This window comes from Nitrincola iocasae (assembly GCF_008727795.1).
In the GTDB taxonomy this organism is placed as follows: domain Bacteria; phylum Pseudomonadota; class Gammaproteobacteria; order Pseudomonadales; family Balneatricaceae; genus Nitrincola; species Nitrincola iocasae.
Genome location: NZ_CP044222.1, coordinates 3361568 through 3384155, shown reverse-complemented (window position 1 = coordinate 3384155; position 22588 = coordinate 3361568). Strand labels below are relative to the sequence as shown.

Below are 22588 nucleotides of genomic sequence, written 5' to 3'. Positions count from 1 at the left end.
TTGAAGTGGCGCTTTTGTTTACCGAGGATGGAGCAATATGCTCAACCGCTACCCTTTGTGGAAAAATCTGCTGATTGTCATAGTGCTGGTGTTTGCCGGTATTTATGCAGCGCCCAATCTCTACCCTGAAGACTATGCCGTACAGATTTCCGGATCGCGCGCCATACATCAGGTGGATGACCGTGTAATCGAGCAGGCTGTTAGCTTGCTGGAACAGGAAGGCATTGAATTTAAAAGTGCAGAACTGGAAAATGAAACCGGTATGCTGCGCTTTAAAGATGGTGATGCCCAGTTGCTAGCCAGAGCAGCGCTGGCGCGTTCACTCGGGGATGATTATGTGGTGGCTATGAACCTTGCCGCTACAACCCCTGACTGGTTAACATCATTAGGCGCCGGTCCCATGACGTTGGGGCTCGATCTGCGCGGCGGTGTACACTTTCTGATGGAAGTGGATACAGTTCAAGCCGTGACACAGCGTCTTGAAGTCTATGCCAGTGATATCAGAACCACTCTACGTGAACAGCGTATACGTTATCGTTCAGTCGAGTTGAATGATGATGGTTTACTGGCAGCGCGCTTTGCTGATGCGGAAGCACTGGATCTGGCGCAAAGCAAACTACGCCGTGATTTTCCGGAATTCACTTTTGAAACGGCTCAGGAAGACGATGCCTGGTTTTTGTTGATCACATTAAATGAGCAAACTGTAGGTGAAATAGAAGATTATGCTATCCATCAGAACCTGACGACCTTGCGTAACCGGGTTAATGAGTTGGGTGTAGCTGAGCCTTTGGTTCAGCGTCAGGGTAGCAATCGTATCGTTGTGCAGTTGCCTGGTATTCAGGATGCGGCGGCAGCCAAACGCGTGATCGGGCAAACGGCTAACCTGGAATTCCGACTGGAAGCCATGGGGGATGCCAGTCGTGCAGCGACTGAAGTATTTCAGTTCCGCAATAACCCGGATCGTCGGGCGACCCTGGAGCGGGATATCATTATCACCGGTTCCAGCGTTGCCAATGCCAACTCCACCTTTGATGAAAACGGTATGCCGCAGGTATCTATCACACTGGATGCACGTGGTGGCCAGATGATGAGCCGGATTACCCGTAATGCTCTGCAGCGAAGTATGGCGGTGGTATTTGTTGAACATAAGACCCGCTTTGTTACTGAACAGGTTGATGGCGAAGCAGTAGAGCGCCGTGTGCCCTATACGGAAAAACGCTTGATTTCACTGGCCACTATTCAGAGTGTGCTGGGCAATCAGTTCCGTATTACTGGTCTGGATAGTCCTCAAGAGTCGTCTGAGCTGGCCCTGCTGTTACGCGCCGGTGCTCTGGCTGCACCCATTTACTTTGTTGAAGAGCGCACCATTGGGCCAAGTCTTGGAGCCGCTAATATTGAAATGGGGGTGACCTCAGTCAAGATAGGCTTTGCCTTGGTGCTGCTGTTTATGGCGGTGTTTTACCGGGTATTTGGTCTTTTGGCCAATATTGCCTTGACGCTCAACCTGATGATGTTGGTTGCGGTGATGTCCATGTTGGGCGCTACGCTGACGCTACCGGGTATTGCCGGTATTGTGCTGACCGTCGGTATGGCAGTAGATGCCAATGTATTGATTTTTGAACGTATTAAAGAAGAGCTGCGAGCGGGGTCACCGGTGCAGTCAGCTATACATGCGGGATTTGAGCGGGCTTTCAGTACTATTCTGGACGCCAATGTGACCACATTGATTGCGGCCATCATCCTCTTTGCCATGGGCACGGGGCCGGTTAAAGGCTTTGCTGTCACGCTGTCGGTGGGGATCATAACTTCGATGTTTGCTGCTCTGGTAATCACACGTGCGCTGGTCAATTTGACTTATGGTGGCCGTAAACTGCAAAAGCTGGGTCTCTGAGGTGCATTGATGATACAACTAAAGCGTGATTTTAACTTTATGGGAGCTCGCCGCATTGCGGCGATCTTCTCTATCCTTTTGCTGTTGCTTTCCATAGGCTCTCTGGCAATCAATGGATTGAAGCTGGGGTTGGATTTTACCGGAGGCAGTCTGGTTGAGGTCACCTATGAGCAACCCGTTGAACTGGAAACTATTCGCAACGCCTTGCGTGCCAATGATTATGGTGATGCGGTAGTACAAACCTTTGGTTCAGCCAACGATATACTCATTCGTCTGGGCCAGGCGCATGATCCGCAACTGGGTCAGAAAATACTGGAGATATTACAGCAAGATGCCGACTCTACCGTCACCCTGCGCCGTAACGAATTTGTTGGTTCACAGGTAGGTGAAGAGTTACGTGAGCAAGGGGGGCTGGGGTTGCTGGTCGCACTGATCATGGTAATGATTTACCTGGCATTCCGCTTTCAATACAAGTTTTCAGTGGGCGCTGTGTTGGCGCTGGCCCATGATGTGATTATCGTGCTGGGCTTTTTCTCGCTGCTACAAATTGAGTTTGATTTGACCGTATTGGCAGCACTGTTGGCCGTCATAGGCTATTCTTTGAACGATACCATCGTGGTATATGACCGCATTCGTGAAAACTTCCGCATACTTCGCGTCAGTGAGTCGCTGGGGGTGCTGAATGCATCTTTGAATGAAACGTTGAGCCGAACCCTCGTCACCTCCCTGACGACCATGCTGGTGCTGGTGGTGTTGGCGTTTTTTGGTGGTGAAATGATCTACGGTTTCTCGATTGCGCTGCTGACGGGTGTGGTAATCGGTACCTATTCATCGGTTTATGTGGCGGGGAATATTCTTCTGTTACTCAATGTCAGTCGTGAAGATCTGATTCCGCCACCGCCCAAAGAAGATGAAGAAGAGGAACTCGTTCCCTGATCAGAAACAATCTAAAGCAGACCTTTATGTCGGCAACGCAGGAGCGGCGCATGTGTCTGATAAAGGACACGCTTGTTAATTAATGGATACACTATGAATAAAAAATGGGTTGAAAAAGATCCGAACGCCGTACAGGAAGCACAGAAATATGAAAATCCTGTACCGAGCCGTGATTTTATACTCGATTTTCTACAAAAATGGGGTGCACCTATATCGCACCTGGATCTTTGTGATGAACTGCACCTGCAGCATGAAGACGATATTGAAGCGATTCGTCGCCGTTTGATTGCTATGTGCCGTGATGGCCAGCTGATTTCCAATCGGCGCAACGAATTTGGTCTGATTGAAAAAATGAATCTGATCAGTGGGCGAGTTATCGGTCACCGTGATGGTTTTGGCTTTCTCAAGCCGGATGATGGTAAGGATGACCTGTTTCTGAGCCCGAGAAATATGCGTGAAGTGTTTGATGGTGACAGGGTATTGGTTCAGGAAGTGGGTCTTGACGCCAGAGGCCGTCGTGAAGCCAAAATCGTTGAAGTGCTGGAGCGCGGTGTTCGTAAGGTAGTTGGTCGTTTTGATGGTCATAATGGTTTTGGCTCGCTGATTCCGGAAAATCAGCGTATCACCAACCAGGTGATGATTATTCCGGATGAGCAGTCTGATCTGCATTACGATGAAGGCCAGTTGGTGGTGGCAGAAATCCTGCAATACCCAAATCGCCGTCAGCCTGCGCGTGCGCGGGTTATCGAGGTGTTGGGCGAGCATCTGTCTGCTGGAATGGAAATTAAGGTGGCTATTCACAGTCATGATATTCCCAATGAATGGCCAGTAGAAGTTGAACAGCAGACCGCTGAGCTGACACCGGAAGTTGCAGAAAAGGATAAAAAGAATCGGGTTGATCTGCGTAATCTGCCGTTGGTCACTATCGATGGTGAAGATGCAAGAGATTTTGATGATGCCGTGTATGCCGAAAAGAAACGTTTCGGTGGCTGGCGTCTGTGGGTTGCTATTGCCGATGTTTCTTATTACGTTCAACCAGGTACAGCGCTGGATAATGAAGCGATCAAACGCGGTAATTCGGTGTACTTTCCCGAATATGTTGTGCCGATGTTACCCGAGCTGCTGTCTAATGGTCTTTGCTCGTTGAATCCTAAAGTTGATCGCCTGGCCATGGTTTGTGAAATGAATATTACCCGGGCCGGTAAATTATCTGATTACAGTTTTTATGAAGCGGTGATCAATTCCAAGGCACGTCTGACCTATAACAAAGTAGCCACGATCCTGGGGCTGTTGGGTGAAGCCGAAGATCAACAAGCGTTGCGTTCCGAGTTCGGCCCGGTTGTGCCTCATTTGGAAGTGTTGCACGGACTATATAAAAAGCTGCGTATGGCGCGGGAAGAACGTGGTGCGATAGACTTTGATACCGTTGAGACGCGTATCGAATTTGGGCCTGAACGTAAAATTGAACGCATCGTGCCGGTACATCGCAATGACGCGCACAAGATGATCGAAGAGTGCATGCTTTGTGCTAATGTTGCCACTGCACGTTTTCTGGAAAAATATAAACAGCCTGCACTTTATCGTATCCATGAAGGGCCTAAAGATCAGAAATTGCAAAATCTGCGCGGCTTTCTTGGTGAGCTTGGCTTGAATCTGCCCGGTGGTGATAAACCGGAACCCAAAGATTATCTGCGTCTGGCTGAGACAATAGAAGCGCGTCCGGATCAGCATATTATTCAAACTATGATGCTGCGTTCTATGCAACAGGCAGTGTACAGCCCGGAAAATAAAGGCCATTTCGGTCTGGCATATGAAGCCTATGCACATTTTACTTCACCGATTCGTCGTTACCCGGATTTGCTGGTGCATCGTAATATTCGTGCTGCAATTCATTCCGGAAAGCGTGTAAAAGGTATTCATCGACCGTCAGGTTTTGTGGCGAATCCGGCTTTTATAAAAAGCTATGTGATGGAAGAGATGTTGGCGTTGGGTGAGCAATGCTCAATGACCGAACGCCGCGCGGATGATGCGACCCGTGATGTGGTGTCCTGGTTGAAGTGTGAATACATGCTCAGCCAGATAGGCAATAGCTTCGAGGGTGTTGTGGCCGCTGTAACCGGCTTTGGCCTGTTTGTCGAAATCCGTGATCTGTATGTCGAAGGGCTGGTGCATATTACTGGTTTGCCAAGTGATTACTACCATTTTGATGCTGGTAAACAGCGTTTAGTGGGTGATAGAACCAAGCGTGTGTTTAAGCTGGGTGATCCGCTGAAAGTCCGCGTTGTTCGTGTTGATCTGGATGAGCGTAAAATCGACTTTGATATGGCTGATTCAACCGGCCAGAAGGCTGGTGCTGCGCCTAAAAAACCGACTAAGCGGGATCAGGTGCGTGCCGGAAAAATTGATGAAGCCAGTGGTAAAGGGCGTGGTCAGCAGCGCCGTTCTGCCAAACCCTCCGCGCGAAAAAAACGAGACAGATGAACGAAATTATACTCATGACTATCTCCGGCAAGGACAGGCCGGGGGTTACGGCGGCAATGACTGCTATTCTGGCTAACTTCAGTGTCAATATTCTCGATATTGGTCAGGCGGTCATTCATAACACTCTGTCCTTGGGTATCCTGATCCAAGTTCCGACTGAGGCTGGCGCATCTAATTTACTCCGCGATCTGTTGTTTCGGGCACATGAGCTGGATATGCACGTGCGGTTCGAACCGGTCAATCCGGAAGATTACGAACAGTGGGTAACGGGCCAGGGGAAGTCGCGTCATATCATTACCCTGTTAGGTCGCCGTATCAGCGCTTTGCACATTTCCAGAGTGGCAGACATTGCTGCACGTCACGGTTTGAATATCGATAATATCAATCGTTTATCCGGACGGGTCTCGCTGCAGGAATCCCAGGCCGAATCAGTGCGTACCAAGGCATGCGTAGAGTTTTCAGTGCGTGGTATTCCACCTGATGCGTCAGCGTTGCGACAGGCGTTTTTGCAGGCCGCGTCAGATTACGATGTCGATATTGCCTTTCAACAGGACGATATCTACCGGCGTAATCGACGTCTGGTGGTATTTGATATGGATTCGACCCTGATTGAAGCTGAAGTCATTGATGAATTGGCTAAGGAAGCGGGCGTCGGTGAACAGGTCGCTGAAATAACCGAAGCGGCGATGCGTGGTGAGCTGGATTTCAATGCCAGCTTCCGTAAGCGTGTGGCGTTGCTTAAAGGGCTGGACGTCGCGGTTCTGGATACTGTTGCAGCCCGTTTGAAGCTGACTGAGGGCGCTGAAACCTTGGTGTCTCAGTTGAAGCAACTGGGCTTTAAAACGGCGATACTGTCGGGTGGTTTTAGTTATTTTGCCAAGGGGTTGCAGCAGCGTCTCGGATTTGATTATGTCTATGCCAATGATTTAGACATTATCGATGGTAAGGTTACTGGTGAGGTTACCGGAGAAATCGTCAATGGTGAACGCAAAGCGCAGTTGCTTAGAGAAATCGCAGAGCGTGAAGGGTTGAAGCTAGAGCAAACCATTGCGGTAGGTGATGGTGCGAATGACCTGCCGATGCTATCAATCGCTGGCCTGGGGATTGCTTTCAGAGCCAAACCCTTGGTCAGAGAAAGTGCCAAACAGGCGATTTCAACACTGGGGCTGGACGGCATCCTCTACCTGATAGGCTTTAGGGATAGAGACGGTATCATTTCCTGAGAAGCTGTTTCACTCGTCAAAAAAAGCATAATCCATTTTATGACGTGGGGGCTGTAAATAGTGCCCCTGAACCATCTGTATACCTAGCCGGAAGAGGGTGCCCATTTGGCTGGTGTCCTCTACCATTGGAGCAATCAACGTGATGTTTTTTTTCTTGAGGGGTCTTATGACACTCTCAAGTTGCCGGGTAGACAGGCTGTTTCGGTTCAGGTCTCTGAGATAGCTACCGTCGAGTTTAATATAGTCGACGGGTATATCAGCTAAAATGTAGTCTGACTCCGATGTGCTGCCGTAGTGCTTCAAACAAATTTTACAGTGTAGTTTATGCAGGGCCTTGCAGAAGGCTTTGTAATAGGCTGGAGATGCCAGAGCATCAGCTTCGCTGATCTGGAAAACTAAATGATCAGCTGGTAAGCGCATACTGCGCAACTGTTCAGCGAACCAGGGGAGCAGTGATTTGTTGCGTAACGTTCGTCCGGTTATATTGATGAAAAGCCGGTTGCGTTTTCCTTGATCCATCGATTGACGCATCAGCATTACACACTCTTCGAGCACCCACATATCCATACGTGCAAGCACATTATCATCGCAAATGCTGTTCATGAAGATGTTAGGAGAAATCTCTTTATCATCTTCAGTAATGAGTCGCAGCAGCACTTCGTAGTTTGAAACGCAAATATCTGAATCCAATGGAACAATAGGTTGAAACAGTAAACGGAAGCGATTATGGGTAATGGCATCGACCACCCGTTGGACTGCCTTGGCATCAGTGGTAACAACAGGAGTACTTTGATCTAATTGAAAAAAGCTGTAACCGTTACCGTGACGTTCATTTTGAGTCAGGCTTTTAGCCGCTGCTTCGGCACGGCTGAGTAGTTCTGTCGCACGAGGTGCACTTTCGCTGATCATGGTGATACCGATAGAGCTGCTGGTCTGTATCTGGTACTCCCCCAGAACCAGGTTGAGACCTGAAACGCCTAGACAGATCTCACGAGCCAGTCCCTTCGCTGTTTCTACGTGTGGATCTGATAACAGCAGGGTGTAGATATTGTCGTCAATTCTGGCGAGCGTATGGGCTTCATTCACCAGGCTTTTGAGGAGTTTTCCAATAGCACCAGCTAATAGATCTGTACCTTCCTGGCCGATATTCTGATGTAAAGTCTGGTAGCCGTCCATGGTGATATAAAATAGAAAGCCATCGTTGCCACCCTGCCGCGCTAGCGCAATCTTCTGTTCCAGTTGGCGGGCAAAGCCCTGCTGATTCAGTAAACCACTGATGGGGTCCATCTCATTGAAAATCTCGGTATCAGCCAGGTGTTGCGTTATATCAATCTGTATGGCATCGGTTTCGGAATAGACTGCAGCGTAGAGTGATAATGTGGCATTAAAACGGGTTGAGTCGGCGCGTAAAATTTCTGCACTAATGGCTGCCATCTGTTTTTCACCCGACATTACACTGTTTATGCTGTCAGACAACGTCTCCCGATGAGTGGGAGAAACGAGCTTGTCGAGGCTGAGTTCGGGCAGATCGTTTTGCTGACTGTAACCTAATAGTTCACAGAAACGCTCATTAGCATAACAGAGCTTATTGTCTATGCTGAAGCAGATGGCTGTGCGTGAGTCGTCTATCAGGGCTTGAATGCGACGTTCAGCTTTTTCCAACAAGGATTCGCAGTGCCGGTAGCTCTGGCGTTGTTGCAGCGCCATGTAAGCTTGATAGATATACGTTAGGGTCAGTTTGGCGTTGTCCTCACTACAGGCGAAATTGATGCCTTGCTCGAGTAGTTCCAGATGCGAATCAGCGTCGGGTAACTCTCGGCATAGAAGTAGCAGTGGAATATCTTTATCGAGGTTTTTAATCACTGCAGCGCTGCGAGCAAAGCTAAGATCCTGGGGTTGGTCGTTGCTGAGCAAAATCAGATCCCAGCTACGTTCAGATAGAGAGCCGGTGAGTTCTTTTTCGTTTGCAATGAGGCGGCAACGGGGAGCCATGCGCGCGTTTTGAAGAGCGGCTTGTATAGTTGCAGCTTTTTCACGCATGAAGCCTATAAACAAGATGGATATATTCTTGCGCTGCTCACATTCAGAATTGTTATTGTTGTTTAACTGGCTGCTAGGTATGTCAGCATTCATAGGACTGTCGCTGCCTGGAAGGGCCAAATATCAGTTTAATACATAATAGTATAGCGGTCAGTTTCAGGTTCGTGAACTGATTGATTAAAAAATACACAAAAAGGATGAGTTAGATCAAAATGGCTGGGGTAGTAGGACTCGAACCTACGCATGCTGGAATCAGAATCCAGTGCCTTACCAACTTGGCGATACCCCAGTAAACTGGTGGCAATGGCGGGATTTGAACCTGCGACCCACGCATTATGAATGCGTTGCTCTAACCAACTGAGCTACATTGCCGGTAAATCTGAAAATGGCAGGGGTAGGAGGATTCGAACCTCCGCATGACGGGATCAAAACCCGTTGCCTTACCGCTTGGCGATACCCCTAAAACTGAATGCTGAAAACTGGTGGCAATAGCGGGATTCGAACCTGCGACCCACGCATTATGAATGCGTTGCTCTAACCAACTGAGCTATATTGCCACGTGCTTTCAAGGCCGCAAATTATTCGCTTTTTGGCCCTTGTTGTCAACAGTCTGAAGCTAAAAAACCCTGATTCTTGGGGCTTTTTAGCAGAGATCAGACATTAAAGCGAAAGTGGACGACATCGCCGTCTTTGACGATATATTCCTTGCCTTCCAAGCGCCACTTGCCCGCTTCTTTAGCGCCCTGTTCGCCCTTGCCTTTAACGAAGTCCTCGTAGCCGATTACTTCAGCGCGAATAAAGCCTTTTTCAAAATCGGTATGGATGACGCCAGCGGCTTTAGGCGCTGTGTCGCCAATACGGATGGTCCAGGCGCGGACTTCTTTAACACCGGCGGTGAAGTAGGTTTGCAGGCCTAGCAGGCTGTAGCCAGCGCGGATAACGCGATCAAGACCTGCTTCTTCCATGCCCATCTCTTGCAGGAACTCCAGCTTTTCTTCATCTTCCAGTTCGGCAATCTCGGATTCCAGCTTGTTGCAGATAGCCACCAGTTCGGCACCTTCTGTGGCGGCGAGCTCACGTACCTTGTCCAGGTGTGGGTTATTTTCAAAGCCATCTTCTGCCACGTTGGCAATATACATAGTCGGCTTGGTGGTCAGCAGGTGAAAGGTCTGGATCAAACGCTGTTCATCATCGTTCAGTGACAGGCCGCGTGCTGGATAGCCTTCGCTCAGGTGTGGCAGTAGCTTCTCCAGCAGTGCCTTGGCAGCAATAGCGTCCTTGTCGCCCCCTTTGGCATTGCGCGTGACGCGCTGTAGCTGTTTTTCTACTGAATCCAGATCCGCCAGTGCCAGTTCCAGATTGATTGTTTCTATATCGACCAAGGGGTCGATCTGATTGGCAACGTGAATCACATTGTCATCTTCGAAGCAGCGCACCACATGGGCAATCGCATCTGTCTCGCGAATGTTGGCGAGAAATTTATTGCCCAGCCCTTCACCTTTGGATGCGCCCGCAACCAGGCCAGCAATATCAACGAATTCCATCGTAGTTGGAAGTACCCGTTCAGGCTTGACGATATCAGCCAGAACTTTCAGGCGGGCATCAGGCATGGGGACAACGCCGGCATTGGGTTCTATGGTGCAGAAAGGAAAGTTCTGCGCCTCGATGCCTGCTTTGGTAAGTGCGTTGAAAAGAGTCGATTTGCCGACATTAGGCAGTCCGACGATGCCACATTTAAAGCCCATGATCTGTTCCTGTTAATTGTCAGCCTGAAAAGCTGTGCAGTTGATTCATTGCGCGTTGCCATTCACCTGCCACCGTCAGCGGTAGCTGCCGTAGGGCTTCCTCAATGGCTGCTTGTGTTTGTGTGCGTTCAGTTTCTGGTGCGCGGGTTAGTACAAATCCGGAAACCTGACTGGCATGGCCTGGGTGGCCAATACCGATGCGCAAACGATAGAAATCCTTGTTATTACCCAGTCGGGTGATAATGTCTCTGAGCCCATTGTGTCCGCCGTGACCGCCGCCTTTTTTCAGGCGAGCCGTGCCAGGTTGCAGATCCAGTTCATCATGCACCACTAGGATATTTTCCGGGGGAATTTTGTAAAAATTCGCCAGCGACGCAACTGCTTTGCCGCTAAGGTTCATGAAGGTAGCAGGGATTAGCAAGTGTACCGGATGGCCATTAAGCAGCACTTTGGCATAGTGGCCATGAAAGCGTGCTTCGGGTCTCAGAGGGGTGTTCTGGTGGGCAGCAAGCTGCTCCACCAGAATGGCACCGGCATTGTGACGCGTTCCTGAATATTCCGCACCGGGGTTACCCAGGCCTACAATCAGTTGAATGGTGTCAGTCATGCCAGTATTGATCAGCCATCAGGCTGATTATTTTTTAGCGCCGCGAGGTGCGTAGCAGTAACCGATGCCCTGGTCGTGATCTTCACCACGGCGCAGTGCAACGATTTCAACACCTTCTGGCAGAATAACATCGGACAGGTGGGCAATCTGACCCATCTCAATATTAGTCAGGTCAACATCCAGTGCTTCCGGCAGGTCTTTTGGCAGACACAGTACTTCAGCGGTAGAAGCTTCGGGTGCAAACTTGGCAGCGGCTTTGGAGGCAGCTGATTTTTCGAAGTTTACAAAGTTCAGTGGTACCTGGATTTTGATTTTCTGTTTGTCATCAATACGCTGGAAATCCGCATGCAGAACCAGCGGTTTAGCTGGGTGACGTTGCAGATCTTTGATAATAACAGGCGTGTCATTACCATCCAGACGAATAGTCAGGATAGATGAGTAGAAACCATCTTCCAGCAGCATGCGGTAGAGATCTTTACCCACTACAGAAACGGCTACCGGAGTGTCGGTACCATAAACAATACCCGGTACCATGCCCTGATGACGCAGGCGGCGGCTCGCACCCTTCCCCTGATCTTCACGGCTTACGGCGTTAATTACGAATTTTGACATGTGTATTACCTATAAAATTAAAAAACTGCAATTCCCGCGACCAGAAATTTGCAGCATTCAGTTACCCTGTCATTCAGGGAAAAGTCGGTGCTCGGTGAGTACCGGTTGTTCCAGACCCATATGGATCTGGATCAGCGCGTTATGCCTTAGCGGAACATCGCGCTGATGGATTCTTCATTACATACACGTCTGACGGCTTCAGCCAGCATTGGCCCCAGTGTCAGTTGACGTATTTTTGAACACTTCTCTGCCGCTGGTGACAGCGGGATGGTGTCGGTGACGACCAGTTCATCCAATTGAGAGGCGTTGATATTGGCAATGGCCGCGCCGGAGAGGACTGGGTGAGTGACATAAGCGACTACACGCTCAGCGCCCTTGTCTTTCAGTGCCTGAGCAGCTTTGCAAAGGGTCCCGGCTGTATCGCACATGTCATCAACCAGGATGCAGGTGCGGTCAGCTACATCACCAATGATGTTCATTACCTGGGATTCGTTAGCTTTTTCACGACGCTTATCAATAATGGCTAGATCACAGTTGAGCTGTTTTGCGACAGCGCGGGCGCGGACTACGCCGCCTACATCAGGTGAAACCACCATTAAGCTATTGTAATGCTGATCAACAATGTCATCCAGCAGCACGGGTGAACCATAAACGTTATCAACAGGGATATCGAAGAACCCCTGGATCTGGTCGGCATGCAAATCAACTGTCAGTACGCGATCAACACCGGCGCTGGTCATCATGCTGGCTACAACTTTAGCGCTGATGGGTACGCGGGTGGAGCGTGGGCGGCGATCTTGGCGGGCATAGCCGAAATAGGGCACGACAGCGGTGATGCGCATGGCTGAAGCACGTCGCATGGCATCCGCAAACACGATCAACTCCATGAGATTGTCGTTGGTCGGTGCACAGGTTGACTGGATAATGAAAACATCCTTGCCGCGGACATTTTCCTGAATTTCAACACTGACTTCACCGTCACTGAATCGACCTACGTCAGCTTTTCCCAGTGGGATGTCTAAGCGTTCTACCACCTTTTTTGCCAGTTCAGGATTGGCATTACCGGTGAAGATCATCAGGCTGGACATGCGCTTTACCTTCTCGATAGCGTCAGTGTGGAATTTGGGTGCTGAAAATTTATCAGTCATCATAATATATGGCTGGGGTAGTAGGACTCGAACCTACGCATGCTGGAATCAGAATCCAGTGCCTTACCAACTTGGCGATACCCCATTAACTCCTCCGGCAGAAAAAGCAGCCTTGAAAGGAAGGCGCGTATTCTGTGCAAAATCAGATCAAAAATCAACCCTCTTCTTCGATAAGACTGAGGAACCTGTTGGACTTTGCTATTAATCAGTCGTCGTTTAGCTGCCAGCGACTGATGACCAGATTAACTGTCAGGTCATTATGCATCATTCGCAGACGGGAAGGTAGGCGGGTGCCAGGCTCGATTTCCTGGTAACGTAGGATTTTAATGTCCCAGCCCGCTTGTAGAAAGTGTTGCTGAGTATCTGCTGTCAGCGACTCGTGAGGCTGGCCAGGATCAGGCAAGCCGCGCACCCACCAGACGGCATGACTTACTGGCAGATTCCAGCCCAGTATCGCCTGCATGAGGGCTTCGGGGGTGCGGGCAACATAGCGGTCATCCTCACCGGCTACCTGGATTTCTACCTGACCAGGACGCCCTTGCATCAGGGCAACCGACTGATTGAATGGGCCCGCTGTCAGGCTGATGCGATAATCGTCTTGCTTCTGTTTCCAATTGAGTCTGGCATTATCGCTGCGTTCTTCGCGGTTAATGCTGATACGTGCATCCATGGACCAGTTATTCATCTGGTAGATGAACGCCTGTTCCTGCGTATCTGGTGCCGGTAGTCGTGGCGAAACGCTGCAGGCAGAAAGTAGTAGCAGGCTAATACCGAGCAGTAGTCGCCTCATCACCCTAGAAGGCTCCGATCTGTTCAGCTGCATTGAGCAAGTGCTGATTATCTGGTGCGGTTTGCAGATGTTTTTCGAGTAGTTGCAGGGCTTCTTCTCTGTGTTCAAGTTTATGCAATACGCGTATCAGGTGAGCAGCGACTTCGGAGTCCGGGTAAGCTGAATAAGCGCGCCGCAGAAAAGACAGGGCTTCCTCAGTGCGCTCCAGTTTGAACAGTACCCAGCCCATAGAGTCCAGTGTGGCCGGATCATTGGGTTGTTGCTCCAGTGCTTGCGCAATAAGGCTGTGAGCTTCTTCATAGCGTTGAGTGTACTGTGTCAGCGTATAGCCTAGCGCGTTCTGGTACATGGGGTTGGTTGGCTCTAGTTCCAGTGCTCTACGCAGATCCAGGAGTGCCTGCTGGGGCTGGTCTGACTCATGAAAGAGGGCGCGGGTATAAAGCAGGCGCGTGTCATTAGGTGTTTTTTGCAGTTCGCTGTTCAGGCGTTGCAGAGCCACCTGAGTAAAATTGTGGGCCTTGTACCATTCTGCCAGCATGATGACCAGCCCGGTTCTCAGACCGGGCTGACGACTGATGGCTTGGCTGATAGTGTTCTCCGCCAGCTCGCGGTCATTTGCGCTGTTAAGTAACTCAAGCGAGTTTGCTTGAGCCTGCAGAAATGTGCTGCCTTCGTTAACGGCGCTATAGTGGAATAGAGCGGTGTCACGTTCACCTAGTTGTTGTGCCAAATGCCCAAGGTAGAAATCAACTTCACTATTCTGTGGGTCTTTTTCTTTAAGTGCTTCCAGTAGTTCGCGGCTGCTTTCATAGTGTTCATGATCAAGCAGCAGTAAGGCAAAATAGAGGTGCAACTGGGTATCTTGCGGTCTAAGCTCAAGCAGTTCAGCCATCATTCGCTCGGCCCGGCGAAAATTGCCCGACAGTATCAGTAACTGTGCCTGTTGTATCTGTAGTTGGTTGTTGTTTTGATGACGCAGAGCCGCCCGGCTGACGAGTTGTAATGCGGGGGCGATCTGGTCTTGCTGTCGCAGCAATTCTACTTTTTGCATGACCAACTGGGGTTGGTAAGGTTCTATCGCAAGCCCTCGGTCAAACGAGCGCATGGCTGAGCTAGGATCGTCCAGGCGCAGGTATAGTAGCCCTGAGGCCAGGTGAAGGTCAGTTCGGTCGGGTTGGTCCTGGAGAATTTTATTGAGTAGCTCCAGGTAATGACTGGCAATATCCGGATCAATGGACTCGGTTTGTGAACTGATTAGTAAGGCGGCATCCGAGTCGGAATCGCTTAATACAGATTCAAGCCAGGGAAGCGCTTCATCAAAGCGACCTTCATGAAGCAGAATGCCTGCGAGCAGCTCTCTGGGTTCACTATTATCCGGTGCGGCTTCAGCCCAGATGCTGGCGCTGCTGACAACCGCTTCGCTGTCACGCATGAATTGGGCAATGCGTGTGGCGCGTTCGGCTATGCCTGCATCGCCGGTCAAGCGTGCCTGTTTGAGATAGCTGGCTAAAGCTTGGTCGTAGCGGCCATGATGACCACCCATTTCGGCGCTTAGCAAATCAAACAGTATTTCACGGTTGAGTTCACCCGGCTGATAGCTGACCTCGGGTAGTGGCAAGTCAACCACTTCATGGGTGGTTGTTGTCGAGTTTTCATTCGGCAAACCTGTACATCCGGTAAGCAATGTACCGGCTAGAAGCCCTAGCAGCGTTTTGTTCATATCAACTATCCTTCAGCGATCGAGACGCCACTGCACTATAGAGGAATTTTAGTCTGTTTGTCGATTGCACATCATTGTGTTTGCTTACGTGCCAGAGGCTTCGGTGGTTTTATCGCCACAGTCTTTGAAGGGTGGCTTAATCAGCGCAGCGTAAAGGTGTATGATAGGCGGCTTATTTTAAGGTAGTTGGTTGCGTATCCATTTCTATGACACTGCTGGCATTAGGTATTAATCACAAGACGGCACCGGTTGAGGTGCGTGAGCGGGTGGCGTTTGCGCCGGAAAACCTTGCTCAGGCCATGCAAGATGCCTGTAAACTGGCGGGTTTGAAGGAAGTCGCTATTTTGTCGACCTGTAACCGAACTGAGGTTTACAGTAGTGCAGAAGGTGATGCTTGCGCTCAGAAGCTACTGCAATGGCTGGCGCATTATCATGATCTTGATGTGGTCAGGCTGAGTGAGTGCAGCTATTGTTTTGAAGGTGATGACGCGGCACGGCACATGATGCGAGTGGCTTCCGGGCTGGATTCGCTGGTGTTGGGTGAACCTCAGATTTTGGGTCAGCTTAAATCGGCTTACAGTGTTTCTCAGGAAGAAGGCTTTATTGGTTCTGAATTGGGGCGTTTATTCCGCCATGCTTTTAATGTTGCTAAACAAGTCAGAACGCATACGGCGATTGGTCAGAACCCCGTATCTGTAGCTTATGCCGCTGTCAGTATGGCACAGCATATTTTTGCTGATCTGAGTGAATCTCGGGCGCTGTTGATCGGTGCGGGTGAAACCATTGAGCTGGTCGCCAGGCACCTGTATCGTGCCGGCGTCCGCAATCTGACAGTTGCTAACCGTACACTGGGTCGAGCACTGGATCTGGCGGCCTTGTTTGATGGTAAAGCGATCGCCTTGGGTGATATCCCTTCGGTATTGCCGGATATTGATATCATCATCTCTTCTACTGCCAGTCAATTGCCTATTCTGGGTAAGGGTGCTGTAGAGAGTGCGTTAAAGAAACGTCGGCACAAACCCGTGTTCATGGTAGACATTGCTGTACCTCGTGATATTGAGCCCCAGGTTGGACAGTTGGATGATGTCTATCTGTATACGGTTGATGATCTGACCGAAGTGATCGAAGAGAATCAGCGCGGGCGAGAATCCGCTGCACGCGAAGCCGAGCAGATCATTGAAGCCGGCGCACACGAATTTATGCGTCAGTTGCGTGAGCTGGATGTGGTGGACACCGTTACCTCCCTGCGCCTGCATGCGCATAGTCTCTGTGAGGTTGCGCTGGAAAAAGCTCAGCGTCAGCTGCAGGCTGGCAAGCCCCCAGAGCAGGTGTTAGATATGCTGGCGCGTGGCCTGACGAATAAATTACTGCATCAGCCGACTGTCAGCCTCAGAGATGCTTCGGCTGAAGGGCGGGATGATCTGCAAAAATCCGTGAAAGAACTTTTTCAACTTCCTGGCATCGATCTGCCGAAGCAACAGGACTGAGACCGCCATTGATGAAAACATCGATACAGAACCGTCTGGAGACCCTGGCCGATCGCTTTGAAGAACTGTCAGCCTTGCTGAGTGATGCGGGTGTGATCAGTGACCAGAATAGCTTTCGTCGCTATTCTATGGAGTATGCTGAGCTGGAGCCGGTGGTTGAACATTATAAGGCTTGGCTTCAGGCGGGTGAGGATCTGCGTGAAGCGCAACTGATGGCTCAGGATCCAGATGCTGAAATGCGCGCCATGGCTGAAGAAGAAATCTCCGCCGCAATAGAGTCGCGCACGAGTCTTGAACACGCATTGCAACTATTGCTCTTGCCGAAAGACCCAAATGACAACCGCAATGCGTTCATCGAAATTCGTGCCGGCACAGGGGGCGATGAAGCGGCTATTTTTGCGGGTGATCTCTACCGTATGTATCTTCGTTATGCGGAGTTGCAGGGTTGGCGTGTAGAGATGATCAGCGCCAGCGAGGGTGAACATGGTGGCTTTAAAGAGGTGGTGAGCCTCATCAGTGGTCAGCAGGTGTATGCCCGGTTGAAGTTCGAATCCGGAGCTCATCGGGTACAGCGGGTGCCTGACACTGAGTCCCAGGGACGCATCCATACTTCAGCTTGTACCGTTGCAGTCATGCCGGAGCTGGATGAAGCGGCAGCGATTGAAATCAATAAAGCCGATCTGCGCATAGATACTTTCCGGGCATCGGGAGCTGGTGGCCAGCATATTAACAAAACCGACTCAGCCATCCGCATTACCCATCTGCCTACCGGAGTGGTGGTGGAATGTCAGGATGAGCGCTCTCAACATAAGAACCGGGCCAAGGCTATGGCATTGCTGGCTTCGCGTCTGCAACAGGCTGAGACTGACCGGCAGCAGGCTGCTCAGGCCTCAACACGCAAAAGTCTGGTGGGAAGTGGTGACCGTTCAGAACGTATTCGTACCTATAATTTTCCTCAGGGGCGGGTCACCGATCACCGTATTAATCTGACACTCTACAAGCTCAATGAAGTGATGAGCGGTGATCTGGCAGCGGTGATTGAGCCCTTGCGCAACGAGTATCAGGCAGAACAATTAGGTAGCCTGAGTGATGAGGGTTGATCAGGCGCTTGCGCTCAGTGAACAACTGAGCGGCTTGAGTGAAACGCCGCGACTGGATTGTGAGTTATTGCTGTGCCATCTACTTAACAAACCGCGTAGCTACCTATATGCCTGGCCAGACGCCGAGCTGAGTCAGTCACAACAGCAGACCTATGCGCAGTTGTTTGAGCGTCGTGTCGCCGGAGAGCCGGTTGCGCATCTGACTGGACGCCAGGGGTTTTGGACTTTGGATCTGGAGGTAAGCCCTGAGACCCTGATTCCCCGCCCTGAAACCGAGTTGTTGATTGAGTGGACGTTGCAGCAGTTTTCAGATCAGCCTGTTCGCGTGGCTGATCTGGGTACAGGCACTGGTGCGATTGCGTTAGCGCTGGCCAGTGAGCGTCCTGACTGGAACATAGATGCCACAGAATTGCAGTCGGGTGCGGTATTGTTAGCGCAGCGCAATGCACACCGCTTAGGTATCAATAATGTTCAGATTCTGGCGGGTAGTTGGTGTTCACCCCTTTCGGGGCGTTATGATCTGATCCTTAGTAACCCTCCTTATATAGACTCTGCACATACCTGTCTGACACAGGGTGATGTACGTTATGAGCCCCGTTCAGCACTGGTCGCTGAACAGCAAGGCATGGCTGATATCATCGATATTATCGCTCAAGTGCCTAACTACCTGGTTGCTGGCGGATGGTTGGTGTTTGAGCATGGCTATGATCAGGGCGCGGCGGTACGTGCGCAATTGGATGCCGCCGGTTTTCAGTTAAGCTTTACTCAGCGAGATCTGAACGGCCATGAACGTATAAGTGGAGGGTGTTATGCTCCTGAGTGATGAGCAGTTGTTGCGCTACAGTCGGCAAATTATGTTGCCGGATATCGATATCGATGGGCAACAACGACTGCTAAACAGTCGGGTGTTAATTGTCGGGCTGGGTGGATTAGGCAGCCCGGTCAGTCTCTACCTGGCAGCAGCTGGAGTGGGAGAGCTATGGCTGGTTGATGACGATCTGGTCGATCTTTCCAATCTGCAGCGCCAGATTGTACATACTACCGAGCGGATCGGCGAATCAAAAGTCGACTCCGCTAAACTGGCCCTCCAGGCTGTGAATCCGGATGTTCAAGTGCATGCGCTGTGTCAGCGCCTGGATGCCGACAGCATGGCTGATGTAGTCGCGAAGGTCGATCTGGTGCTGGACTGCAGTGATAATTTCACTACCCGCTTTGCCCTTAATGCGGCTTGTTTTGCTGCAGGCAAACCACTGGTATCTGGCGCGGCCATACGTTTTGATGGGCAGGTCAGTGTATTTGATCCACGTAACCCGGAATCACCCTGTTATCAGTGTCTTTATCCTCAGGGAGATGATCAGGCTCTGAGTTGTTCAGAATCCGGCGTATTGGCCCCGCTAGTGGGTATTATCGGCTCTGTACAGGCGATGGAAGCCATTAAGCTGCTTGCAGGTGCTGGCAAATCCTTAACCGGGCGTTTGCTGCTTCTGGATGGGCGGCGCATGGAGTGGCGAGAAATGCGTCTGTCAGCGGAGCCACAATGCCCAGTCTGTGGGGCGGGTTAAACCCAGCCCAGTAGACTGGCCAGATAGATGGCAATACTCAGTGTGATTACCGAACCGAGCGTAGTGGTCAGAATAATGTTGGCTGAGAGTTCGGCATTGGCGCCCATCGTCTTGGCCATTACAAAGCTTGCTGCAGCTGTTGGACAGGCAAACAATACCATCATAATGGTTAACTCCTGGGCCCTGAAACCGACCAGCCAGGCGCCTGTGGTCAGTACCAGTGGTAGAAACACCAATTTGGTGCTGGTTGCCCAGAAGGCTTGTACTGAGCTGTCGCGCAGGCTTTTCAGATTCAGCGTACCGCCAATGGCCAGCAGGGCCAGGGGTAAGGTCAGATTGGCAAAATAGCGCCCAGTAGTGGCAACTACATCAGGTAACTGGATACCCATATATGAAATCGGCAGGGCGAAGACGACCGCCAGAATCAATGGGTTTTTGGCGATCTCAAACAATGTGGATAGCAGACTGACCGATTGACTGCGGCGCATGGGCAGTGTCAGACAGAGAATCGCCAGCACGTTATACATCGGGATAACCAGTGCCAACAGCAGCGAGGCTTGGGCCAGACCGGATTCACCAAACAGGTTGAAGCAGACAGCCAGCCCGATAATGCCATAATTACTGCGAAAGGCACCTTGGATAAACGCACCCAGGTCAGCAGGGTTTGTGATCCAGCGGGCGGCCAGCCACCAGATCAGCACAAAGGTGCTCAGGGTGCCGAGGATAACATAGGTCAACTGACCGGGATTAAATACCGCGTGGAAGTCCATCTGTGCAATCGACATAAATACCAGCGCCGGCAGGGTGATGGTAAACACCAGCTTGGAACTGACGCTGACAAAATTGGCGTCGATCAGTCCCGTGCGCCGCAGAATAAAGCCCAGAAATACAATAAAAAATATCGGGGTCACAATGCTGGCAGTGAAACCCAATGACGTCAGGTAAAGATCCACAATGTTATCCATTAATTAGAAAAGTTAATATTCACTGCGCGTGTAGCCCAGGATAATCCAGTAGCTGGCAGGTGGCAGTAGCAGGGCCTGCCTCTTGCCAATGATCAATGTGCAGTGCCAGATGCAGGACGGCGCTGGTTGGTAAGTGGGGTACTGCTTCCCCGCTGAGCAAGTCGCCGAGATCCTGAAGCCCCGGATTGTGACCTACCAGCATCAGATGGTCTGTGTTATCTGCTTCTGATCTGATCAGATTGAGTAGCTCGGTTGCCGTGGCTTCATACACTGAGGCACAGGGTAAAACCATGTCAGCCGCGATAGACAGCTTATGTATGATACCTTCTGCTGTGGTTTGAGTGCGTCTGGCCGGGCTATAGATCAGCCTGTCAGGTAGAAGTTTAAAGCCTGCCAGGCGTTCACACAATGCCGGCAGGTCGCGAAGCCCTCGTTTGTTCAGGGGGCGTTGGTAATCACTTAGGCTAGGATCTTTCCAGCTTGATTTCGCATGGCGTACCAATGTCAGATATTTCATTAGATCACCTTGAATGTAACAGTTACAGATCAGGAAATTTTCAGACCGACTCTGATAACAGTATCACCCTGCATGGCCTTGACGACTAGTGTCACGGGGCCAATACGCACTCTGTCACCCACAACCGGATGGTTCGGCAAATGAGTTGCAACATAATCGGCCAGTGATTGCTCAGGGTTGCCATCGTTCACCTGAATGCCAAAACTGGCCTGCAGGTCTTTGATTAGAATGTCTCCATTCAGCTCAAACAGACCAAAGAACACATTTTCGCGCAACGCCGGGATGGATTCTGCTGAACTAAATAACTTGGCCAGTGCCAGCTCTGTTTCTTCTGGCCCGATCACGGCCAATCGATCCCCACCCGCCAGTTTTACGTCACTGTGCCAGGGTATGAGTTGGTTCTCCCGTAACAATGCACAGATGACAATGCCTTCAGGCAGACGAATGCCACTCAGGGTGCGCGGTGGTGTCCAGTGCTCACCATCCAGTTCAAACAGCATCAGCTGGTGTTCCGTGCCATCGCTCCACTCCAGTTGACTGTGTTGCATCGCTTTAGGTTGTGCAGGCAGTTCCAGTTTCAGCCAGCGGGCTGAAGCGGCCAGCGTGGTGCCCTGTACCAGCAGTGACATGATGACAACAATAAAGGCTATCGTTGGGAAAATGGTGGCATCTGGTATGCCTGCCATTAGCGGAAATAGCGCCAGTACAATGGGGACTGCACCGCGCAGGCCCACCCAGGAGATAAAAACCTGTTCCTTGAGGCGAAAGCCAAATGGCCAGAGAGTCAGTGCTACTGCCAGCGGACGGGCTATCAGGATCAATACACCACCGAGCAAAACCCCCTCAGTGATATGGCTCATTTTTTCTTCCGGTGCCAGCAGCAGGCCCAGCATTAGAAACAGACAGAGTTGTGCCAGCCAGGCGAGCCCGTCATGTACCTGAAGAATATCTTCCATTTTTTTGACCTGTCGGTTTCCGACAATAACCCCCATCAGATAGATAGCCAGAAAGCCACTGCCATCTAACAGATAAGTGGCTGAGAATACGCTCAGTCCGGTGGCTGTGACCAAGAGCGGATAAAAAGCTGCAATCAGATTAAAGCGCTTGAGCAGCCAGGCCAGCATAAAACCACCCAGTAGACCTCCGATGCCACCCAACGACAGCTGTTTCAGCAGCAGCCATACAGAATCCAATACACTGGGAGGGGTTTCCTGCACAATCAGTTCCAGTAGGACAATGGTTAAAAATATCGCCATGGGGTCGTTACTGCCGGACTCAATTTCCAGGGTAGCGCTGACACGTTGGTTCAGACGTAACCCGCGGTTTTGCAGCAGAGCGAATACAGCGGCCGCATCTGTGGAGGAGATGATGGTGCCTATGAGTAGGCCGTAGATCAGTGGCAGGTCCAGAATCCAGACGGCGGCAAGACCGGTAATACCCGCGGTGATCACCACGCCAAGCGTTGCCAGGGTTAAGGCTGGCTTCAGACCCACTCGGAAAGTTTCTGCACGGGTGCGCATGCCGCCGTCCAGTAGAATGATCGCCAGGGCAAGATGCCCGACCATAAAGGTGGTTTCAGTATCCGCAGGTAACAGATGACCGAAGCCGTTCTGCCCGGCCAGCATGCCGACACCCAGAAACAGCAGCAGCACCGGAAGACCTATCCGGTTAGACAGGGGGCTCAGCAGGATGCTGATCATCAGCATCACCGCGACAAAGAACAGCGTTAAGATCATCGTACAGTCGGTCCGTTAGTTATGTCTG

The 22588-nt window shown here is 50.9% G+C and carries 18 protein-coding genes and 5 tRNA genes; 8 read left to right on the top strand and 15 right to left on the bottom strand.

Translation table 11 applies throughout. From position 1 onward, the window contains the following. Positions 1 to 37: 37 nt before the first annotated feature. The 4 genes from secD (at position 38) to serB (ending at position 6531) form a co-directional block, all read left to right on the top strand. Positions 38 to 1891: a protein translocase subunit SecD gene (secD, locus tag F5I99_RS15590; protein WP_151057577.1), complete on the top strand. Its 1854-nt coding sequence runs from the start codon at positions 38 to 40 to the stop codon at positions 1889 to 1891. Positions 1892 to 1900: 9 nt separating this feature from the next. Beyond that, a complete protein-coding gene (gene secF / locus F5I99_RS15585; RefSeq protein ID WP_151057575.1) occupies positions 1901 to 2827 on the top strand; it encodes a protein translocase subunit SecF in 927 nt (308 codons plus the stop codon). A gap of 93 nt (positions 2828 to 2920) precedes the next feature. Then, complete coding sequence (gene rnr, locus F5I99_RS15580; protein ID WP_151057572.1) at positions 2921 to 5308, top strand: ribonuclease R; 2388 nt, start codon at positions 2921 to 2923, stop codon at positions 5306 to 5308. Next, entirely contained in the window at positions 5305 to 6531 is a 1227-nt protein-coding gene (serB, locus tag F5I99_RS15575; RefSeq protein ID WP_151057570.1) for a phosphoserine phosphatase SerB, read from the top strand. Before rnr ends, serB begins: the two co-directional genes overlap by 4 nt. Positions 6532 to 6540: 9 nt before the next feature. Here the strand turns inward: serB and F5I99_RS15570 are convergent, their stop codons facing one another. From F5I99_RS15570 to F5I99_RS15515, 12 genes are all read right to left on the bottom strand, one after another. Beyond that, complete coding sequence (locus tag F5I99_RS15570; RefSeq protein ID WP_151057568.1) at positions 6541 to 8664, bottom strand: sensor domain-containing phosphodiesterase; 2124 nt, start codon at positions 8662 to 8664, stop codon at positions 6541 to 6543. Between the two features lie 120 nt (positions 8665 to 8784). Next, a tRNA-Gln gene (locus F5I99_RS15565) sits at positions 8785 to 8860 on the bottom strand. Positions 8861 to 8866: 6 nt separating this feature from the next. Beyond that, positions 8867 to 8943, bottom strand: a tRNA-Met gene (locus tag F5I99_RS15560). 14 nt (positions 8944 to 8957) lie between these two features. Continuing rightward, a tRNA-Gln gene (locus F5I99_RS15555) sits at positions 8958 to 9032 on the bottom strand. A 19-nt stretch (positions 9033 to 9051) separates the two neighbouring features. Further along, positions 9052 to 9128 (bottom strand) — tRNA-Met (locus F5I99_RS15550). Between the two features lie 96 nt (positions 9129 to 9224). Next, on the bottom strand, positions 9225 to 10316 hold the full coding sequence (ychF, locus tag F5I99_RS15545) for a redox-regulated ATPase YchF (protein ID WP_151057566.1): 1092 nt from the start codon (positions 10314 to 10316) through the stop codon (positions 9225 to 9227). 19 nt (positions 10317 to 10335) lie between these two features. Continuing rightward, complete coding sequence (gene pth / locus F5I99_RS15540) at positions 10336 to 10923, bottom strand: aminoacyl-tRNA hydrolase (protein ID WP_151057564.1); 588 nt, start codon at positions 10921 to 10923, stop codon at positions 10336 to 10338. A gap of 27 nt (positions 10924 to 10950) precedes the next feature. Continuing rightward, a complete protein-coding gene (locus tag F5I99_RS15535; protein ID WP_151057562.1) occupies positions 10951 to 11535 on the bottom strand; it encodes a 50S ribosomal protein L25/general stress protein Ctc in 585 nt (194 codons plus the stop codon). Between the two features lie 146 nt (positions 11536 to 11681). Continuing rightward, positions 11682 to 12623, bottom strand: a complete 942-nt coding sequence (locus F5I99_RS15530) for a ribose-phosphate pyrophosphokinase (protein ID WP_151057560.1) — start codon at positions 12621 to 12623, stop codon at positions 11682 to 11684. 69 nt (positions 12624 to 12692) lie between these two features. Next, positions 12693 to 12768 (bottom strand) — tRNA-Gln (locus F5I99_RS15525). A gap of 120 nt (positions 12769 to 12888) precedes the next feature. After that, positions 12889 to 13473 carry a lipoprotein insertase outer membrane protein LolB gene (gene lolB / locus F5I99_RS15520; protein ID WP_191905871.1) on the bottom strand — a complete coding sequence of 195 codons (585 nt, stop codon included), beginning with the start codon at positions 13471 to 13473 and terminating at the stop codon, positions 12889 to 12891. 4 nt (positions 13474 to 13477) lie between these two features. Continuing rightward, entirely contained in the window at positions 13478 to 15193 is a 1716-nt protein-coding gene (locus F5I99_RS15515; RefSeq protein WP_151057556.1) for a tetratricopeptide repeat protein, read from the bottom strand. 206 nt (positions 15194 to 15399) lie between these two features. Between F5I99_RS15515 and hemA the strand changes: the two genes are divergently transcribed. The 4 genes from hemA to F5I99_RS15495 are packed head-to-tail and all read left to right on the top strand — an operon-like array spanning position 15400 to position 19342. Beyond that, a complete protein-coding gene (gene hemA / locus F5I99_RS15510) occupies positions 15400 to 16680 on the top strand; it encodes a glutamyl-tRNA reductase (protein ID WP_151057554.1) in 1281 nt (426 codons plus the stop codon). 11 nt (positions 16681 to 16691) lie between these two features. After that, positions 16692 to 17780 (top strand): peptide chain release factor 1, encoded by a 1089-nt coding sequence (prfA, locus tag F5I99_RS15505; protein ID WP_151057552.1) that lies wholly within the window; start codon positions 16692 to 16694, stop codon positions 17778 to 17780. Further along, positions 17770 to 18603 carry a peptide chain release factor N(5)-glutamine methyltransferase gene (prmC, locus tag F5I99_RS15500; RefSeq protein ID WP_151057550.1) on the top strand — a complete coding sequence of 278 codons (834 nt, stop codon included), beginning with the start codon at positions 17770 to 17772 and terminating at the stop codon, positions 18601 to 18603. The genes prfA and prmC overlap by 11 nt, the downstream gene beginning before the upstream one ends. Next, positions 18590 to 19342 (top strand): molybdopterin-synthase adenylyltransferase MoeB, encoded by a 753-nt coding sequence (locus F5I99_RS15495; RefSeq protein WP_151057548.1) that lies wholly within the window; start codon positions 18590 to 18592, stop codon positions 19340 to 19342. The genes prmC and F5I99_RS15495 overlap by 14 nt, the downstream gene beginning before the upstream one ends. On the opposite strand, the gene F5I99_RS15490 is transcribed toward F5I99_RS15495, so the two are convergent. Genes F5I99_RS15490 through F5I99_RS15480 form a run of 3 tightly spaced genes read right to left on the bottom strand, consistent with a single transcriptional unit; the run spans position 19339 to position 22560 of the window. Further along, positions 19339 to 20295: an AEC family transporter gene (locus F5I99_RS15490; RefSeq protein ID WP_151057546.1), complete on the bottom strand. Its 957-nt coding sequence runs from the start codon at positions 20293 to 20295 to the stop codon at positions 19339 to 19341. The two genes, F5I99_RS15495 and F5I99_RS15490, sit on opposite strands and share 4 nt — an antisense overlap. Before the next feature lie 31 nt (positions 20296 to 20326). Then, positions 20327 to 20824, bottom strand: coding sequence for a SixA phosphatase family protein (locus F5I99_RS15485; protein WP_151057544.1), 498 nt, complete (start codon positions 20822 to 20824; stop codon positions 20327 to 20329). 29 nt (positions 20825 to 20853) lie between these two features. Further along, positions 20854 to 22560 carry a potassium/proton antiporter gene (locus tag F5I99_RS15480; protein ID WP_151057542.1) on the bottom strand — a complete coding sequence of 569 codons (1707 nt, stop codon included), beginning with the start codon at positions 22558 to 22560 and terminating at the stop codon, positions 20854 to 20856. Positions 22561 to 22588 lie beyond the last annotated feature (28 nt).

Excerpts from the sequence above, each read along its gene's own strand:
- F5I99_RS15570 (WP_151057568.1), bottom strand. The coding sequence starts at position 8,664 with ATGAATGCTGACATACCTAGCAGCCAGTTAAACAACAATAACAATTCT.
- F5I99_RS15515 (WP_151057556.1), bottom strand. The coding sequence starts at position 15,193 with ATGAACAAAACGCTGCTAGGGCTTCTAGCCGGTACATTGCTTACCGGA.
- serB (WP_151057570.1), top strand. The coding sequence starts at position 5,305 with ATGAACGAAATTATACTCATGACTATCTCCGGCAAGGACAGGCCGGGG.
- secF (WP_151057575.1), top strand. The coding sequence starts at position 1,901 with ATGATACAACTAAAGCGTGATTTTAACTTTATGGGAGCTCGCCGCATT.
- prmC (WP_151057550.1), top strand. The coding sequence starts at position 17,770 with ATGAGGGTTGATCAGGCGCTTGCGCTCAGTGAACAACTGAGCGGCTTG.
- rnr (WP_151057572.1), top strand. The coding sequence starts at position 2,921 with ATGAATAAAAAATGGGTTGAAAAAGATCCGAACGCCGTACAGGAAGCA.
- F5I99_RS15480 (WP_151057542.1), bottom strand. The coding sequence starts at position 22,560 with ATGATCTTAACGCTGTTCTTTGTCGCGGTGATGCTGATGATCAGCATC.
- F5I99_RS15495 (WP_151057548.1), top strand. The coding sequence starts at position 18,590 with ATGCTCCTGAGTGATGAGCAGTTGTTGCGCTACAGTCGGCAAATTATG.
- hemA (WP_151057554.1), top strand. The coding sequence starts at position 15,400 with ATGACACTGCTGGCATTAGGTATTAATCACAAGACGGCACCGGTTGAG.
- pth (WP_151057564.1), bottom strand. The coding sequence starts at position 10,923 with ATGACTGACACCATTCAACTGATTGTAGGCCTGGGTAACCCCGGTGCG.
- lolB (WP_191905871.1), bottom strand. The coding sequence starts at position 13,473 with ATGAGGCGACTACTGCTCGGTATTAGCCTGCTACTACTTTCTGCCTGC.
- secD (WP_151057577.1), top strand. The coding sequence starts at position 38 with ATGCTCAACCGCTACCCTTTGTGGAAAAATCTGCTGATTGTCATAGTG.
- F5I99_RS15535 (WP_151057562.1), bottom strand. The coding sequence starts at position 11,535 with ATGTCAAAATTCGTAATTAACGCCGTAAGCCGTGAAGATCAGGGGAAG.
- F5I99_RS15485 (WP_151057544.1), bottom strand. The coding sequence starts at position 20,824 with ATGAAATATCTGACATTGGTACGCCATGCGAAATCAAGCTGGAAAGAT.
- F5I99_RS15530 (WP_151057560.1), bottom strand. The coding sequence starts at position 12,623 with ATGTCCAGCCTGATGATCTTCACCGGTAATGCCAATCCTGAACTGGCA.
- ychF (WP_151057566.1), bottom strand. The coding sequence starts at position 10,316 with ATGGGCTTTAAATGTGGCATCGTCGGACTGCCTAATGTCGGCAAATCG.
- prfA (WP_151057552.1), top strand. The coding sequence starts at position 16,692 with ATGAAAACATCGATACAGAACCGTCTGGAGACCCTGGCCGATCGCTTT.